This is a genomic window from Mycobacterium sp. 1164985.4 (assembly GCF_001668575.1).
In the GTDB taxonomy this organism is placed as follows: Bacteria; Actinomycetota; Actinomycetes; order Mycobacteriales; family Mycobacteriaceae; genus Mycobacterium.
Map to the genome: position 1 here is coordinate 28,525 of NZ_LZMD01000052.1, position 16,102 is coordinate 44,626.

The window sequence follows — 16,102 nt, forward strand, 5'->3', positions numbered from 1 at the left end:
TTTGGTACCGTCCGGCGATGTGACGAACATGCGAACAGCTACAGCCAAGGTCGGGGCGGCGTTCATGGTGGCGGCGGCATCAATCGCGGTCAGCCATTCGACCGCCGATGCCCAGTCGGAAGGCCATGTGGTCCGGTACACGCTGACGTCAACGGCGCCCGCCGACTTCCAGCTCAACTATCTGATTGCGCAGCCTCCGAACAAACAGGCCTACAACGCCGACGCGTATGCCTACCTGAAGAAGGAGGAAGTGGTCCTTCAGCCGGGCGTGCCGTGGGTGTTCGAGACGACGATGGAGGACCCGCAGTGGGGAATCCTCACCGCCAGCACCGGCGTCCACGCCATGCAGGCCTCTCCGAACCCGCACTGCGAGATCGCGATCGACGGTCAGGTGGCGGTGCAACAGGACGGCACCTACACGGTGCAGTGCCAACTGAGCCAGTGGTGACCCCGCTGCGATAGGTCAGTCGGCCACGGCCTGGAGTTCGGACAGTCCGCTCAACGTGGGTGGCAGCGCCTCGGTGTGCAGCACACCGAGCCGTTGTGTCGCCCGGGTGAGCGCAACGTACAGATCGGCGGCGCCTCGCGGACCGTCGGCCAGGATCCGGTCCGGCTCCACGACGAGCACCGCGTCGAACTCCAATCCCTTGGTCTCCGAGGGTGTTACGACGCCGTCCATCCCTGGCGGCCCGATCACGACACTGGTGCCCTGGCGGTTCTCCTCGTCACGTCGGAACTCGTCGATCGCACCGGGTAGTTCGTCGCCGCCGACGAGCCGCGCCCACGGCCGAACACCGCATGCGCGAACCGATTCGGGCGCCCGTACATCGGGGGCGAACTCGGCCAGCAGGCCGGCCGCGACATCCATGATCTCGGCGGGCGTGCGGTAGTTCACCGACAGCGGCCGGTAGACCCACCGACCGGGCACGTACCGATCGAGCATCGCACCCCATGACCTCGCGCCCGCCGCCGAGCGCCGTTGCGCGAGATCACCGACCACGGTGAAGGATTTGCTGGGGCAGCGGCGCATCAGCACACGCCAATCCATTTCGGACAGTTCTTGCGCCTCGTCGACGACGACGTGTCGGTATGTCCAATCACGGTCTGCCGCAGCGCGTTCGGCGAGGTCGCGGGTGTCGCGTTCGACGAACCGTTCGGCGAGGTCCTCGGCGTCGAGCAGGTCGGCGGCGATCAGATGGTCCTCGTCGTCCATCAAGTCCTCGCGGGCCACCATCAGATCGAGAACGCCGGCCGCGTAGGCGGCCTCCTCCTGCCGTTCGGTTTCGGCGGCGGGATCGGGTTTGATCCCGCCGAGCATGTCGACCAGTTCGTCGAGTAGCGGGACATCCGACACCGTCCACGCGTCACCTTCCGCGCGCAGCAGGCAGTCGTCCGCACCCGCGGCGCGAAGCCGTTCGGGCGATTCGTAGAGCCCGGCCAGCAACGCCTCGGGGGTCAACTCGGGCCACAGCTCGTCGAGCGCGGCCTTGAACGCGTCGTGGTCGTCGAGTTCGTCGATCAACTCGGCGCGCAGGTGTTCCCACGCCGCCTTGTCATCGCGGGTCAGCCAGCCCTTGCCGATGCGGGCGATCGCGCGCTCGGTGAGCGCCCAGGTGATGACGTCGACGAACACCGCGCGGGCGTCGTTGTGCGGTGAGCCGCTGTCCCGAGCCTCCTGGATGGCCCACTCGGCGGTCTCCGCGTCGATCCGCACGGTGACGTCGGCCAGCTTGATCGGTATCGGCTCGACGGGCACGCGCTGCCGGTCGGCGATCGCTGCGGCCAGCACGTCGAGCATCTGCAGCGACCCCTTCGCCCGCGCGGCGTCGGCAGCGTCCTGCGCACTCACCCGCAGGCCGGCGACGAGGTCCCCGGTCGTCATGAAGACGACGTTCGTCTCGCCCAGAGAGGGCAGCACCCGGTCGATGTGCCGCAGGAACGCGGTGTTCGGGCCGATCACCAGGACGCCGTGGCGCTCCATTCGTTCCCGCTGCGTGTAGAGCAGGTAGGCGACGCGGTGCAACGCGACGACGGTCTTGCCCGTGCCCGGGCCGCCCTCGATGACCAGCACGCCTGGGTGGTCGAGCCGGATGATCTCGTCCTGTTCGGCCTGGATGGTGGCGACTATGTCGCGCATGCCGTCGCCGCGCGGCGCGTTGACCGCCGCCAGCAGTGCCGCGTCGCCCTGCGCGCCCTCGGTCGGCCTGCCGAGGGTCTCGTCGGTGAAGTCGGTGATGCGGCGTCCGATGGAGTGGAATTGGCGACGGCGGCGCATGCCCTCCGGGTGAGCGGCGGTCGCGACGTAGAAGGGGCGTGCCGCGGGCGCCCGCCAGTCGAGCAGCAGCGGTTCGTAGTCGTCGGCTTCGTCCATCAGACCGATCCGGCCGATGTAGAGGCGCTCGCCGGTGACGCTGTCGAGGCGGCCGAAGCAAAGCCCGTGGTCGGCGACGTTGAGCCGGTTCATCCGCTTCGCCACCGCGCGGACCTCGGCGTCGCGGTCGACGAGGGAACCGCCGTCACCGCGCAGTGCCGCCTCATAGTGCTTGCGCACCCGGGTGCGCTCAGCGTCGAGGCGCGCGTACAGGTCGTCGATGAAGCGCTGCTCGGATGCCAGCTCGTCCTCGTAGCCCTCCCTCGGCACCCCGCCCCTCTCTACTCGGTTTCACCGCCCGTCCGCGCGCGTCGACCTTGACATCGTATCGAACGTGAGTTCGAATCGAGTGTATGCGGTGGGATGGTCAGGGTGTCGGGGTCGACGACGGCGCGCTGCCCGGACTGCAGCGTATCGGTTTCGTGCGTAGCGTGCGGACGCCGCAGTTCGAGGGCATGACCTTCCATGAAGTGCTGTGCAAGTCGGCGCTCAACAGGGTGCCGAACGCGTCGGTGTTGCCGTTCCGGTTCACGGTCAACGGTTACCGCGGATGCTCACACGCCTGCCGCTACTGCTTCGCGCGGCCCACGCACGAGTATCTCGATCTGAATTCCGGCAGCGACTTCGACAGCGAGGTCGTGGTCAAGACCAACGTCGTCGACGTACTGCGCCGCGAACTGTCGCGGAGGTCATGGCGACGCGAGACGGTCGCGTTGGGCACCAACACCGATCCGTACCAGCGGGCCGAGGGCCGGTACGCGCTCATGCCGGGGATCATCTCGGCTCTGACCGACTCCGGCACACCGTTCTCGATTCTCACCAAGGGCACACTGCTGCGCCGTGATCTGCCGCTGATCCGCGAGGCGGCCCGTCAAGTCGACGTCAGCGTGGCGGTCTCGCTCGCGGTCGGGGATCCCGTGCTGCACAGGGACGTCGAACCGGGTACGCCGTCGCCGCAGGCGCGCCTCGGAATGATCGCCGCCATCCGGGAGGCCGGGCTGGACTGCCATGTGATGGTGGCACCGGTGCTTCCGTACCTGACGGATTCGGTCGAGCATCTCGACGGTCTGCTCGCCGAGATCGCCGCGGCGGGCGCGACCGGTGTCACCGTGTTCGGCCTGCACCTGCGCGGTTCCACGCGCGGTTGGTTCATGGACTGGCTGGCCGGCTCGCGCCCCGAGCTGGTGCCGAAGTACCGCGAGCTGTATCGCCGCGGCGCCTATCTACCGTCGGACTATCGAAAGATGTTGCACGACAGGGCGGCACCGCTCGTCGCCAAGCATCGACTGGCACCGGACCGCCGCTCGTTCCGCGCCGCGGACCCACCGCCCGCGTCTGCACCCGGTCCGGCAGAGGCTCTGCAGCCCACATTGTTCTAGCGCGAGGTTCTCGCGGTGGGGACTCAGCCCCGGTTGCGCTTGACCTCTCTGAACGGCACCCCGCGATCGGCGGCGGGTTCGCGGGGGAAACCGAGCACGCGCTCGCCGATGATGTTGCGCGCGATCTCAGTGGTGCCGCCGCCCAGCGCCGCGGCCTGCCGGCCCAGATACCGCTCGCCGTAGCGGATCAGGTCTTCGTCGACGTCGATGACGCCCGCGCTGCCGGTGATGGCCAGGGCGGTGTCGAACTCCAGATGGTGAACGTCGGCGTGCGCGATGCGAATGATCGATCCCGCGGCCGGAGGCAGCGATCCGTCGAGGACACCGTGGTAGACGTGGTCGATCAGCTGTTCGCGGACGGTCCGGTGCACCAGCGCGCGGCCGGCCATCTCGCGCAGCCGTTCGCTGTCGGGCTGGCCGACCTTCTCCAGCAGGTCGACGTAGTTGATCGGCACGTCGGACTTGCCCTCCGCGCCGATGCCGCTCGCGAACTCGGAGCCGCCGCCAACCGCGCGTCGCTCGTGGTAGAGCTGGCGCGACGCCACGTGCCAGCCCGCGTTGACCTCACCGACGACGGCGTCGTCGTCGAGCTCGAGGTTGTCGAAGAACTCCTCGCAGAACTCGACCGATCCGTTGACCTGCTTGATGCGGCGCAAGGTGATGCCGGGGCTGTCGATCGGCACCAGAAACATGGTCAGGCCCTCGTGCTTGGGCACATCCCAGTCGGTGCGTGCGAGCATCAACCCGTAGTCGGCGGCGAAAGCGCTTGTGCTCCAGGTCTTCGCGCCGTTGATGACCCACTTGTCACCCTTGCGGTCGGCGCGGGTGATCACACCGGCCAGGTCGGAGCCGCCGCTCGGCTCCGACAGCAGCTGCACCAGCACCTCCTCGCCGCGCAGGGCGGCGGAGATGTGCTGACGTTTCTGCTCCTCGCTGCCGGTGTCGAGGATGGTGGCCGCGCAGATCGTGAACGTCGGGGTGTTAAGGATGACCGGCATCTCGTAGCAGCGCGACACCTGGTCGAACGCCTTCTGGTAGGCAATCGGCAAGCCGAGCCCGCCGTACTCCTTCGGAAAGCAGATCCCGGCGAATCCGCCCTCCCACAACCGCTTCTGAAGTTCCCGCTCCCGGTGCCACGGTTCCTCTTCGCCGCGATCGTGCTCGGGTGGGTTGTTCGGATCGATCGACGGCATGTTCTCCGCCAGCCAGGCCTGGGCCCGGGCGGCGAACTCCTCCACCGACTCCGCGGTGGTGGCCGGGGCGGATGTCGTCTCGGTCATGACGCTTGCTCCGAATCCTTGGTCAGCGAGTAGACGCGCAGGTTGTGGTCCTCGGGCGTGCCGAACAGCGAGCGGTACAGCGTGGCCCGCCGCAGGAACAGGTGCAGATCGTGTTCCCACGTCACCCCGATACCCCCGTGCAACTGCACACACAGCTGCAACATGCCCGGAGAGTATTCGCCCACATAAGATTTCGCGACGCTGACCGCCATCGCCGCACCCGGGCTGCGCGTGGCCACCTCGGCCACCGCTGCGTTGGTGGTCGCCCGGCAGCCTTCGAACCAGATCTTGAGATCGGCGTACTTGTGCTTGAGAGCCTGATACGAACCCAGGGGGCGGCCGAAGCTGTGCCGGTCGAAGCCCCACCGAATTGTGAAGGCCAGCACCGTGTCCAGAATGCCGATCACCTCGGCGCACTGCAGCACGGCGGCGATCTGAGACTGCCGCTCGATCAACTCGGGCGTCTGCTCGGCGGTACCGACCGCCGCGTCGGCGTCGACCTCGACGCCGTCGAACTGCACACGCGCATAGCTCTTGACCATGTCGATCGAGCGCTGCGGCTCCACGCTCACGCCCGGCGCGTCCGCAGCCACCAGGAACTGCCGGACGCCGCCGTCGGATTGCGCTGTGACGAGGAGCAATCCGCTGTCCGCGCCGGCCTCCACCCGGTCCTTGACACCGTCGATACGGAACCCGCTCGCCGTTGCGGTCGCGGTGGTCGACGGGGTCAGGGGGGACCATGCTTGCCCGGGCTCGTACACCGCCCAGGCGGCGATCGCCTCTCCGGCGATCAGCGCTCCGATGGTGTCCTCGTGGCCCTCGGACGCGTCGACCAGCCCCGCGAGGACGGTGCTGACCGGATGCAACGGACCGGGAGCGACGGTCTTGCCCGCGATCTCGGCGACCAGCGCCAGATCCTTGACGCCGTTGCCGGAGACGCTGCCGCCGCCGAGTTGCTCGGGCACCAGCAGGCTGGTCCAGCCGAGTTCGACGGCCCGACGCCACCAGTCGGCGTCGAATGCGGTTCCAGCATCGTGCATCTCGCGTATCCGGCTCAGCGGCACTTCCTTCTCGAGGAAGGATTGCGTCGTCGAGGCGAAGAGCAGCACCTCGGGATTCGCGCCGTTGTTCGCGCTGTCGGTCACGGGCTCTCTTTTCGTAATCGTGCGAACGTGCGTGTCGACGACCGACACGCACGTCTCGCGACGGTGCCTGGGCTCAGGCGGGGATGACGAGCGCGGGCACGTCCGGGTTGTGCACGATCTCGTTAGGCACCTTGAACAAGTCGATCATGTTGCCGCCCATGACCTTTCGCTGGCCGTCCTCGTCGAGGCCCTGCAGGTCGTCGATCAGGTGCGTCGGCTCGGCCAGTCCCTCGGGGTGCGGCCAATCCGAGCCGAAGATCACCCGATCGACGCCGATGAGGTCGGTCATCTTGGCGAAGTCGTCCTCCCAGAACGGCGCGACATACACCCCGCGCTTGAACGCCTCGATCGGGTTCTCGGGGAATTCCTGCGGCATCTTCTTGTAGACGCTTCCGAACTGCTTGAACAGATAGGGCACCCAGTCGGCGCCGTTCTCGATGGACAGGATCCGTAGGTCGGGATTGCGGGTCAGGGCGCCGTGGCACACAAGCGCGGCCATCGAGTCCTCGATCGGCCGCTTGCCCATCGACACCATCCGGAACGCTGTCGGCTTGAACGGCAGATACTCGTCGGCGGGCTCCCAGTCGTTGAGGTACTCGGCGTATCCGGAATCCGAGGCGTGCATCGAGACCGGGATGCCGGCCTTCACGCAGGCATCCCAGAACGGGTCGAACTCCGGCAGTCCGAACGAGCGGGTGCCGCGCACGCCCGGCACCGGCGCCGGCCGGACGAGCACTGTCTTGGCGCCTCGCTCCAGACACCACTCGAGTTCCTCGAGCGCGCGATCCACGATGCCGAGGTTGATCACCGGGGTGGAGAAGATCCGGTCCTCGTAGTTGAACTGCCACGTTTCGTACATCCACTCGTTGAGCGCGTGGATGACGTCGAGGATGAGCTCGGGATCGTCCTTCATCCGTTCCTCGACCAGGCTGGCCAGGGTCGGGAACATCAGCGAGTAGTCCAGGCCGAGGCCGTCCATCACCTCGAGCCGGGCGCCGGGCTCGCGGAAGGCCGGGATCGCCTTCATCGGCTTGCCCATCACCTCGCGGAAGCTCTTGCCGCCGCTGCCGTGCTTGAAGTACTCCTCCTGCGCGCCGGGACGCGCGACGACCTCGAAGGTGGGGTTCGGGATGTAGTCGCTGACCTGGTTGCGCACCATGATCTTGGTGCGGCCGCGAACCTCGATGTAGTCGATGACGTGCTTGCGGTGGTCCGGGAGGAACTTGGTCAGCGCCTCCTTGGGCTCATAGAAGTGATTGTCGGCGTCGAACACCGGATAGGACAGCTGGCGTGTCATTTTCGCCTCCTGGAAGTCTGATTGGCGGCTGATGGTAATGACATTACCACGTTCGGACCAGCAGAAACAGCAGCCCTGGAGAGGCTGGTTCTCGGCGAGTGCGACGCAGGTCAGGCCCGGTTGCCGGGTCCGGTGAGCCCGCTCAGGCAGAAGTCGTAGATGTCGTCGGCGCCGACCGGCACGCCGCTGAGCTCCGCACCTAGCACCTGCAGCCGGATCGCCCCCAGTGACGACTGCATGATCAGCGCGGCCCGTGCGTCAATGTCGATGTCGGAGCGGAACACCCCTTCGGCGATGCCGCGGTTGATGATGTCCTTGATCAGCTCGTAGACCGGTGAAAGCACCCGCGCGTACTCACGTGGCAGAGTCTCGGCGAGGCGGTCGTTGTAGTTGGTCAGACCGCGGTTCACCTTGTCCTGGGTGGTTGTCTCCGGCGGGGTGCAGATGCGGTCGATCAGGACGCGCAGGGCCGTGGGGGCGGGCAGGTCAGCGGTGTCCTCGCGCCACCGGCGTGTCGACTCGGACATGATCTTGTCGACCAGCGCCAGCAGCAGTTCGTCCTTGGTCGAGAAGTGCTGATAGAAGGACCGCAGCGACGTCTTCGACCGCTCGACGACCTCGAGCACGGTGAAGTCGGTGCGCCCGGTCTCGCCCAGGATGGCCAGTGCCGACTTCATAAAGCGCTTGGGCCGGGGATCGGCGTCGGCCGACTCGGCCGTGCGTGTGGCGCCCGCGGCCGCGCGTCCGCTCGGCTTGGCCATGGTCGCCACCTTCCGGCTCGGGATTGACTGGTAACGACGTTACCGCTTTTGCAGAAGCTCGGTTACTGTTCCTTGTCATGACGACTGACTCAGCGCAACAGCAGTGGACCGTCGACACCATGCTCGACCTGTTCGACGTCCGGCCGGACGGGGAGAACCGGTTCATCGCCGAGACGGGGCCCGCCGGAGAGGACGACCGACAGGTGGTCGAGGGAACACAGGTGCTCGCCCAGGCCATCGTGGCGGTGGCCAAGCGGTTCGAGGGCAAGTCGGTGCGTTCGGTGCACGCGGTGTTCTCGCGGGCCGTCATGGTCGCTGCCGGTCCGGTCGAGTTGGAGATCGACGTCGTCAACGAAGGCCGTTCCACCGCAACGGCTGTCGTCGCGGCCAAGCAGAACGGTAAGCGCTGCATCACGGTCACCGTGCTGACCGACGTGCCAACGGAAGACGTCATCCGCCATGCGGTTCCGCGGCCCGAGGTGAAGTCACCGGCGGAGGCCAACGACGCCGGGATGGCCATGCCGGGCAGGGAGATCCGGCTCGTCGACGTGGTCGACGTCAACAGCCCCGACGAGGTGGGGCCGCCAGAACTGTATGCCTGGGTGCACTACGACAAGACCCCCGATCGCGACGAGTTGTCCAAGGCACTGGTCGCCTACCTCACCGGGCACCTTGGCATTTCGACGACGATGCGCGCCCACGAAGGCATCGGCACCGCGCAGTCGCACGTCACCGTGTCGACCGCGCCGATGACGGTCTCGGTCAGCTTTCACGAGCCGTTCGAATGGGACGGGTGGCTGCTGTACGGACATGAGAGCACCCAGGTCGGTGCGGGGATGTCCTATGTGCGGGGCACGGTGCACACCGAAGCCGGTGAGCTGATCGCGTCGTTCACTCAGGACGCGTTGATCCGCCCGCTGCGCACCACCGATGCGGCGATCAAGCAGCAGTCCCGCCTGTAGTTCTGCGCAGAAAACCACCGCGACCAGACGCAAAACCTGCTCGTTCTGCCGCGAAAAAGGCAGTTTCGCGTCTGCTCAACGGGATCAAATCTTGAGATAGCCCTTGTCGGCGGGGATTTGGGCCGCCGTCAGCAGAGACGACGCGTCGCTGGCCAACCACACCACGATGTCGGAGACCAGATCGGGGTCCGCCAACGACTCCGTCGACAGCGCGCCGGGTGAGAAACTGTGGATGTAGTTCTGATGGTCGGCGAAGATCTGCCACATCGACGTGTCGTTGCCCATCGGGGTGTCGGTGCCGTACGGATGCACCGAGTTGACCCGGATGCCGAACTCGCCGAGTTCGACCGCGAGCGAGTTGGTCAACCCTACGACGCCGAACTTGCTGGCGCAGTAGTGACCGCAGCCGGGGACGGCCTTGACACCTGCGGCCGAGCTGATGGTGATGATCGACCCGCCGTTGCCCGCCTCGATCATCGGTGGGACCACGGCCTTGATCGTGTTCCACACGCCGGTCAAGTTGACGTCGAGCACCTCTTGCCACTGCTGGGCCGAAATCTCCCATAGCCGGCCCCAATTCATCACACCGGCGTTGGCGACGACGATGTCGAGGCGGCCGAACTGTTCGATCGCGTCGGCGACCACCCGTTGCTGTGCGGTGAGATCGCGGACGTCGACGCGGTCGGCGACGATCTTACGGCCCTCACCTTCGACGAGGCTCACTGTCTCGGCCAGGTCCTCGGGCAGCGCCGGCGGGTAACCGTTGTGCTCGGCGACCGGTCCGCATGCGTCGATCGCGACGATGTCGGCGCCGGCACGCGCCAATCGCACGCAGTGCTGGCGGCCCTGGCCGCGGGCGGCGCCGGTCACGTACGCCACTTTCCCGGCGAGCGGGGTGTCGGAATTCATCAGTTCTCCTGATCAGTTGGCGCCGGCGGCGAGCCAGTCGTCGAACGTCGTCGGGGCGATGCGGGCATTCTCGCCCGGCAGCAACACATTTCCGGCCATCGACAGTCCGAACATCCCCGACCAGGTCGGGACCAGCTTCAGTTGCTGCCCCCTGACCGCAAGTGTCCGGCGTGCCATGTCGACCAGATCCTGGGTCTCGGGTCCGGCGACATCCACGTGGCGGCCCTGCGGCTGGCCGACGGCGACCTCGGCGAGCACCTGCGCGATGTCGTCGGGTGCGATCGGCTGCACGAGCAGAGGTGCGATGGGCGACACCCCGTCCTGTTCGAACCAGCCGGCGACCATGGCCGCGAAATCGTGAAACTGCGTGGCGGGCACGACCGTCCACGGCACTGGTCCCTCGGCGACGAGGCGCTCCTGTTCCCGCTTGCCCGAGTAGTGCGGATTGCCCTCGATGTCGTGGATGCCGACGATCGACAACAGGACGTGGTGGCCGACACCCGCGCGCTGCTCGGCGGCCAGCAGGTTGCGCGTGGTGGTGCCGAAGTACTCGATGGTGCGGTCCCGGTCTATCGGCGGTGCGCTGACCGTGTCGACGACCGCCTGCACCCCGGCGAGCGCGGCGTCCAGTCCTTCACCGGACATCAGGTCGACACCGAGTGCGCGACTGATGCGGACGACCTCGTGGCCGTCGCGTTCGAGCGCGGCGGCGGTGCGAGCGCCGATGTTTCCCGTTGCTCCAGCTATTGCGACGCGCATGGGTGTCTCCTTCGGCCACGGGTGACGGTACTCGCCGGGCGATTCGGATGGGGTCGGTTGGGTTTCGCGTCAGGTCAACGCGGCCGCGACCTCCCGAAGCCGGGCGCCGGCACCGGAGACGATCGGCTCGCCGTGTCCGAAACACGCCGTATCCACGTCGAGGGCGGCGAGCCGGCGGAACGACGCCACCGTGCGGGCGCGGTCCTGGTTGAAGGTGCCGAGCTTGAGCGTTCCGACATTGGCGATGGTGTCCCCGGTGAGCAGGACGCCGTGTTGCGGAAGGTGGATCGCGATGCTGCCCTCGGTGTGCCCGGGTATCGCCAGCACCTCCGCGCCGCCGCCGAAGTCGAGGATGTCGCCGTCGCGCAGTTCCCGCTCGACGGGGACGGGGTCGGCCGCATCGGGCAATCCCGCGGCGACGCGCTCGTGGATCGGCACTTCCCAGTCCTCGAAAACCGGTGGCGGCAGCGGCGCACCGTCGCGGATGGCGGCGGCGTCACCGGCGCCGGCCACGACGGGAGCCCCGGTCGTGCTGTGCAGTTCGACCGCCGAGCCGATGTGGTCGACGTGCCCGTGCGTCAACACGATCCAGTCGATTCCGCGTGCCGCCTCTGCGATCGCGGCGCCGGACCCCGGCGCCCCGGTGTCGATCAGCGTGACCGAATCACCGTCACGCCACGCGTACACCTGCCATCCGCCGACGACGAGCATGGTCAGGTTCGGCGTGACGGCCACAGACTCCATGCGTCCACGCTAGGACGAATGCGCAGTCGGCGAAAGAGGCTCAGCCGGAGGCGAAATCGTGCGTCAACGCCGACCGGAGCACGTCGAGCGGCAACCCGCCGAGGTCCAGCGCGCGGTCGTGGAACTCCTTCAGGGGTGTCCCGCGGCCCACCACGTCGTCGCGCAACTGTTGCCAGATCCGCTGTCCGATCGCATACGACGGCGCCTGGCCCGGCCAGCCCAGGTAGCGGTCGAGTTCGAACTGCAGATGCTCCTCATTCATCGCGCTGTGCGATACGAGGAAGTGCCACGCCTTGTCGGCGTCCCACACCTCGCCGTCGGGGGCGGTCATCCCGCAGTGCACGCCGATGTCGATGACCACGCGAGCGGCCCGAAAGCGTTGTGCGTCGAGCATTCCGATGCGGTTGCCGGGGTCGTCGAGCCACCCGAGCTCGGCCATCAACCGTTCGGCGTACAGCGCCCAGCCCTCGCCGTGACCAGAGACGAAGCAGCCCAGCCGCCGCCACCGGTTGAGCTGGTCGGCACGCACCACCGCGCGACCGATTTGCAGGTGGTGGCCCGGCACACCCTCGTGGAAGACGGTGGTCGTCTCCTGCCAGCTGTGGAAGGTGTCGACACCGTGGGGGACCGACCACCACATCCGGCCCGGCCGGCTGAAGTCCTCTGACGGTCCGGTGTAGTAGATGCCGCCGGTGTGGGTCGGCGCGATTCGGCACTCGAGCCTGCGCAGGGGTTCGGCGATGTCGAAGTGCGTGTCGGCGAGCGCATCCACCGCCCGGTCGGAGAGGTCCTGCATCCATGCCTGCAGCGCGTCGACGCCGTGGACGAGGTAGCGCTCCTCGGTGTCGAGGCGCCTCAGCGCGTCGGCGATCGAGGTGCCGGGATACAACTGCTGGGCAAGCTGTTCCTGTTCGGCGACAATGCTTTTCAGCAGTTCCAGGCCCCACTGGTACGTCTCGTCGAAATCGACTTCGGCCCCCAGGAACGACCGCGACCACAACCGGTAGACGTCGCGGCCCACGGCGTCCTCGGCGCGCGCATACGGGGCGATGTCGTCGCCGAGGACCCTGCCGAGTTCCCGGTAGGCGTTGGCGGCGTTGGCCGCGTGCTGCTGCAGATCGTCGTGCAGCGCAGCGTTATCCGGAACCGCGTTCGCGACCATGTCGACCAGCAGGTGCTGAATGCTCGCGGCCTGGTCGATCCCGCGCACCACCTGGCGCACCGCGGGCGGATGTCCGTCGGCCACCGCGGCGCGCAGCGCGTCGGCATAGCCGGCGACACGGTCGGGCACCCGCGCGAGCCGGCGCGCGATCACGGCCCAGTCGTCGTCGGTGTCGGTCGGCATCAGGTCGAACACATCGCGCATCGACTGCAGGGGGGAGGCGATGACGTTGAGTTCACCGACGTCGAGCCTGGCGTCGTTGAGATCGACCACGATGCCGAGGCGATCGCGCATCGCGGCGACGGTCACCTCGTCGACCGCGTCGGCGGGGGTCACCTCGGACAGTTCGCGCAACGTGCGTCGTGCGGCGTCGGCGCGCGCGGCGACGCCATCGGGGGAGTAGTCGGTGATCTCCTCGTCGTGACCCGCGATGCCCATATCCGTTGCAGCGCAGGGGTCGAGCTCGGCGAGGGTGTCCAGATATCGTTCGGCGACGGCGTCGACCGCCGTGGGTGTCCTACCCGAGGTCATTCGTCGAGAACGTGTCACATGCCTTCGGATCACCGGTGCGGTAGCCCTCGGTGAACCACTTCTGCCGCTGCGCCGCGGACCCGTGCGTCCACGCCTCGGGGTTCACCCGGCCGGTGGCCTGCTGCTGGATGCGGTCGTCGCCCACCGAGGCCGCGGCCGACAGCGCGTCGGCGATGTCCTTGTCCGTCAACGGCTCCAGGAACGTGACGTCGGTGCCCTCCTGCTTGGTGATGGCGGCATAGTGCGCCCAGACGCCTGCGTAGCAGTCGGCCTGCAGTTCGGTGCGGACTCCACCGCCGGTGGGTCCCGCCGCACCGGGGCCCTGCGAGTTCCGCAGTGCGCCGGTGAGGTTCTGCACGTGGTGGCCGAACTCGTGAGCGACGACGTACTCCTGCGCCAACGGCCCTCCGCTGGAACCGAATTGGTCGCGCAGGACGTTGAAGAAGTCGACGTCGAAATACGCGGTCTGGTCCACCGGGCAGTAGAACGGCCCCACGTCGCTGGTGGCCGGGCCACACCGGGTGTCGACACTTCCGGTGAAGAGTCGGACACGCGGACGTGTGTAGTCAGGCAGTAGTTGGGGCCAGATGCCGTCGAGCGAGTTGCCGGTCGCGACCACCCGGCACTCGGGGATTGTGTTGGCATCCGCGCCGGTCTTGCACTGGTCGAGGTCGAAGCCCGGCGACTCGACACCCTGGCTGTCGTACTGGCCCTGTTGGGGCACCACCGAGCTGGGGTCGACGCCGAGGAACAACGCCACTACGAGGACGAGCAGGCCGCCGACGCCGCCGCCGAGCGCGATGCCCCGGCCGGGGCCGCCTCCGCCACCGCTGGACGAGGTCGTGCTGGTGTCGATCCGCATACCTTCGTTGAAGGTCATGGCGTTCAGCTTTGCACACTACGATTCGCCCGTGGCCACCGTTGTCGGACATTCGGTCGTCGTCCACACCAGCCTCGGTGATCTGCGCGGCACGACCGAGGGCGGCGTCGGGGTGTGGCGCGGTGTGCCCTACGCCGAGCAACCGGTGGGGGAACGGCGGTTCCGCGCTCCTGAGCCCAAGCGCCCGTGGACGGGCCTGCGTGACGCGGTCGAGCACGGGCCGCTGCCGCCGCAGGGCAAGTCGTTCGTGGGCGGCGGGCGCGACGACCCCAAGGTCCGCGACGAGGCCTGCCTGACGTTGACGGTGTGGTCGCCCGACACCAGCGCGTCGCTGCCGGTGATGGTCTGGATCCCCGGCGGCGCGTTCGTCTTCGGTGCGGGTCAATTCCAGCTATACAACGGCTCGCGGCTGGCGGCCAACGGCGACGTGGTCGTCGTCAACATCACGTATCGCATCGGGGTCTTCGGCGGTTTCGACCTCGGCGACCTCGGCGACGGGTTCGACGACAACCTGGCTCTGCGCGACCAGATCGCGGCGCTGCGGTGGATCCGCGACCACATTGCGGCGTTCGGAGGCGACCCGTCGCGGGTGACGGTGTTCGGCGAGTCTGCGGGCGGCACGTCGGTACTCGCACTGCTCGCCAGTCCCGCCGCCGAGGGTCTGTTCAGCCGTGCGATCGCGCAGAGCCCGGCGCTGCCGTTGATCGCCGACAGGGAGACCAGGGCCCAGCGAGCCCACGAATTCGTGCGCCGGCTCGGCGTGCCGGTCTCCGAGGTCAAGGGGCTACCGCAGCGTGTACTGCGCCGCGCGGCGGGAAGGCTGCAGGTCGAAAGCGCCGCCACCACCCCGACGTTGGCCTACGGGCTGACTCACGGCGTCGACCTTCTCCCGCGTCATCCGCTGGAGGCCGCGCGCACCGGGGCGATGCGGCGGGTGCCGCTGATCATCGGAACCAACAGCCACGAAGCGTCGATGTTCGCGTGGGGCAAACCCCCGATGCTGCCCACCACCGCGGCGGCCGTGGACGCCTACTTCACCCGCATCGCGCCCGACGCCAAACAGCGCGTGCTGGCCGCCTATCCCCGCTACCCGCGCCGAAGCGCCCTGCTCGCGTTCGCCTCGGACGTGATGTTCGGCGGACCCACGTGGGCGTTCGCCGACGCCTACAGCGGTAAGGCCCCGACCCACATGTACCGCTTCGACCATTTCGGTTTCAGCCTGCGCATGCTCGGTCTGGGCGCCACGCACGGCAGCGAGATCGTCCACGTTCAGCACAGCTACGCCTCGTACCTCGGGCGCAAGATTCATCCGCTGGGGCGGCGGCTGCAGCCGGCCGTCGGTCGGCGCATGCAACGGGCGTGGCTCGACTTCGCGGCCCAGGGGTGGGACAGCGGTGAGATCCACTGGTCCAACGGACACGACTGGCCGGTTTACGACGCCGAACGACGTTGCACCCGCATCATCCTGTCCGCGCGCGACGCCGTCGTCTCCGATCCCGACGCCGCCCGACGGGAGGCCTGGTCGGGCCTGTACTAGGTCACGAAACGCTTGGCGGAGTAGTCGCGCAGGTTGTAGAGGAACATCTGGAACATCCAGCCCATCACGGGCTTGCCCAGCGACATCCCGAGCCGCGCGGCGACGTCGTTGGGCTTCATCGCCATCACCCACGTCAGGTGACAGCCCTGCGGCGTCTGCACCACCCGGTAATCCTCGGCGAACGCCGCGATGCTCCCGGTCGACGCCTTATTGAACCGAAAAGCCATGTGGCTGTAGGGCTCCCACGTGAGGAACTCCTCGTCGCCGACGATGCCGCCACGCATCTTCACGGTGCGGGTGGTGCCCATGCCGCGCGGCTCTGGGCTCGTCCAGGTCACCTCGGTGATCACCGTGGCCCAGTGTGGCCAGGACTCTGCATCGGCGA

The 16,102-nt window shown here is 67.8% G+C and carries 15 protein-coding genes; 4 read left to right on the plus strand and 11 right to left on the minus strand.

Annotation, left to right across the window (positions count from 1 at the left end; translation table 11 throughout):
* Positions 1-28 precede the first annotated feature (28 nt).
* Positions 29-448 carry an Rv2576c family protein gene (locus A5650_RS08250; protein ID WP_156744045.1) on the plus strand — a complete coding sequence of 140 codons (420 nt, stop codon included), beginning with the start codon at positions 29-31 and terminating at the stop codon, positions 446-448.
* A gap of 15 nt (positions 449-463) precedes the next feature.
* On the opposite strand, the gene helR is transcribed toward A5650_RS08250, so the two are convergent.
* On the minus strand, positions 464-2,641 hold the full coding sequence (gene helR, locus A5650_RS08255; RefSeq protein WP_067288780.1) for an RNA polymerase recycling motor ATPase HelR: 2,178 nt from the start codon (positions 2,639-2,641) through the stop codon (positions 464-466).
* Positions 2,642-2,724: 83 nt separating this feature from the next.
* Between helR and A5650_RS08260 the strand changes: the two genes are divergently transcribed.
* Positions 2,725-3,750, plus strand: a complete 1,026-nt coding sequence (locus A5650_RS08260; RefSeq protein ID WP_067288782.1) for an Rv2578c family radical SAM protein — start codon at positions 2,725-2,727, stop codon at positions 3,748-3,750.
* Between the two features lie 23 nt (positions 3,751-3,773).
* On the opposite strand, the gene A5650_RS08265 is transcribed toward A5650_RS08260, so the two are convergent.
* The 4 genes from A5650_RS08265 to A5650_RS08280 all read right to left on the minus strand — a co-directional run bounded on the left by A5650_RS08265 (position 3,774) and on the right by A5650_RS08280 (position 8,233).
* A complete protein-coding gene (locus A5650_RS08265) occupies positions 3,774-5,030 on the minus strand; it encodes an acyl-CoA dehydrogenase family protein (protein ID WP_067288785.1) in 1,257 nt (418 codons plus the stop codon).
* Positions 5,027-6,175 (minus strand): acyl-CoA dehydrogenase family protein, encoded by a 1,149-nt coding sequence (locus tag A5650_RS08270; protein WP_067288787.1) that lies wholly within the window; start codon positions 6,173-6,175, stop codon positions 5,027-5,029. Before A5650_RS08270 ends, A5650_RS08265 begins: the two co-directional genes overlap by 4 nt.
* Before the next feature lie 73 nt (positions 6,176-6,248).
* A complete protein-coding gene (locus tag A5650_RS08275) occupies positions 6,249-7,472 on the minus strand; it encodes an amidohydrolase family protein (RefSeq protein ID WP_067288790.1) in 1,224 nt (407 codons plus the stop codon).
* A 110-nt stretch (positions 7,473-7,582) separates the two neighbouring features.
* On the minus strand, positions 7,583-8,233 hold the full coding sequence (locus A5650_RS08280) for a TetR/AcrR family transcriptional regulator (RefSeq protein ID WP_067288831.1): 651 nt from the start codon (positions 8,231-8,233) through the stop codon (positions 7,583-7,585).
* Positions 8,234-8,310: 77 nt separating this feature from the next.
* Between A5650_RS08280 and A5650_RS08285 the strand changes: the two genes are divergently transcribed.
* Positions 8,311-9,195: an acyl-CoA thioesterase gene (locus A5650_RS08285; protein ID WP_067288793.1), complete on the plus strand. Its 885-nt coding sequence runs from the start codon at positions 8,311-8,313 to the stop codon at positions 9,193-9,195.
* Between the two features lie 84 nt (positions 9,196-9,279).
* Here A5650_RS08285 and A5650_RS08290 read toward each other — a convergent pair whose 3' ends face one another.
* From A5650_RS08290 to ypfJ, 5 genes are all read right to left on the minus strand, one after another.
* Complete coding sequence (locus A5650_RS08290; protein WP_067288796.1) at positions 9,280-10,104, minus strand: mycofactocin-coupled SDR family oxidoreductase; 825 nt, start codon at positions 10,102-10,104, stop codon at positions 9,280-9,282.
* A 12-nt stretch (positions 10,105-10,116) separates the two neighbouring features.
* Positions 10,117-10,863, minus strand: a complete 747-nt coding sequence (locus tag A5650_RS08295) for an SDR family oxidoreductase (protein WP_067288799.1) — start codon at positions 10,861-10,863, stop codon at positions 10,117-10,119.
* A 69-nt stretch (positions 10,864-10,932) separates the two neighbouring features.
* A complete protein-coding gene (locus A5650_RS08300) occupies positions 10,933-11,607 on the minus strand; it encodes an MBL fold metallo-hydrolase (RefSeq protein ID WP_067288802.1) in 675 nt (224 codons plus the stop codon).
* Between the two features lie 40 nt (positions 11,608-11,647).
* The gene (locus A5650_RS08305; RefSeq protein WP_067288805.1) at positions 11,648-13,300 is read right to left on the minus strand and encodes a DUF885 domain-containing protein; all 1,653 of its coding nucleotides are present in this window, start codon (positions 13,298-13,300) and stop codon (positions 11,648-11,650) included.
* The gene (ypfJ, locus tag A5650_RS08310) at positions 13,287-14,180 is read right to left on the minus strand and encodes a KPN_02809 family neutral zinc metallopeptidase (protein ID WP_067288808.1); all 894 of its coding nucleotides are present in this window, start codon (positions 14,178-14,180) and stop codon (positions 13,287-13,289) included. The genes A5650_RS08305 and ypfJ overlap by 14 nt, the downstream gene beginning before the upstream one ends.
* A 31-nt stretch (positions 14,181-14,211) precedes the next feature.
* Here ypfJ and A5650_RS08315 point away from each other — a divergent pair, with 31 nt between their 5' ends.
* Positions 14,212-15,717: a carboxylesterase/lipase family protein gene (locus A5650_RS08315; RefSeq protein WP_067288837.1), complete on the plus strand. Its 1,506-nt coding sequence runs from the start codon at positions 14,212-14,214 to the stop codon at positions 15,715-15,717.
* Here A5650_RS08315 and A5650_RS08320 read toward each other — a convergent pair.
* Positions 15,714-16,102, minus strand: a 389-nt coding sequence (locus tag A5650_RS08320; RefSeq protein ID WP_067288834.1) for an SRPBCC family protein, incomplete at its 5' end; no start/stop codon positions are given. The genes A5650_RS08315 and A5650_RS08320 overlap by 4 nt on opposite strands.

Coding starts and splice junctions, on each gene's coding strand:
- A5650_RS08285 (WP_067288793.1), top strand. CDS start 8,311: ATGACGACTGACTCAGCGCAACAGCAGTGGACCGTCGACACCATGCTC.
- A5650_RS08290 (WP_067288796.1), bottom strand. CDS start 10,104: ATGAATTCCGACACCCCGCTCGCCGGGAAAGTGGCGTACGTGACCGGC.
- A5650_RS08260 (WP_067288782.1), top strand. CDS start 2,725: ATGCGGTGGGATGGTCAGGGTGTCGGGGTCGACGACGGCGCGCTGCCC.
- A5650_RS08300 (WP_067288802.1), bottom strand. CDS start 11,607: ATGGAGTCTGTGGCCGTCACGCCGAACCTGACCATGCTCGTCGTCGGC.
- A5650_RS08280 (WP_067288831.1), bottom strand. CDS start 8,233: ATGGCCAAGCCGAGCGGACGCGCGGCCGCGGGCGCCACACGCACGGCC.
- A5650_RS08250 (WP_156744045.1), top strand. CDS start 29: ATGCGAACAGCTACAGCCAAGGTCGGGGCGGCGTTCATGGTGGCGGCG.
- ypfJ (WP_067288808.1), bottom strand. CDS start 14,180: ATGACCTTCAACGAAGGTATGCGGATCGACACCAGCACGACCTCGTCC.
- A5650_RS08265 (WP_067288785.1), bottom strand. CDS start 5,030: ATGACCGAGACGACATCCGCCCCGGCCACCACCGCGGAGTCGGTGGAG.
- A5650_RS08305 (WP_067288805.1), bottom strand. CDS start 13,300: ATGACCTCGGGTAGGACACCCACGGCGGTCGACGCCGTCGCCGAACGA.
- A5650_RS08295 (WP_067288799.1), bottom strand. CDS start 10,863: ATGCGCGTCGCAATAGCTGGAGCAACGGGAAACATCGGCGCTCGCACC.
- A5650_RS08275 (WP_067288790.1), bottom strand. CDS start 7,472: ATGACACGCCAGCTGTCCTATCCGGTGTTCGACGCCGACAATCACTTC.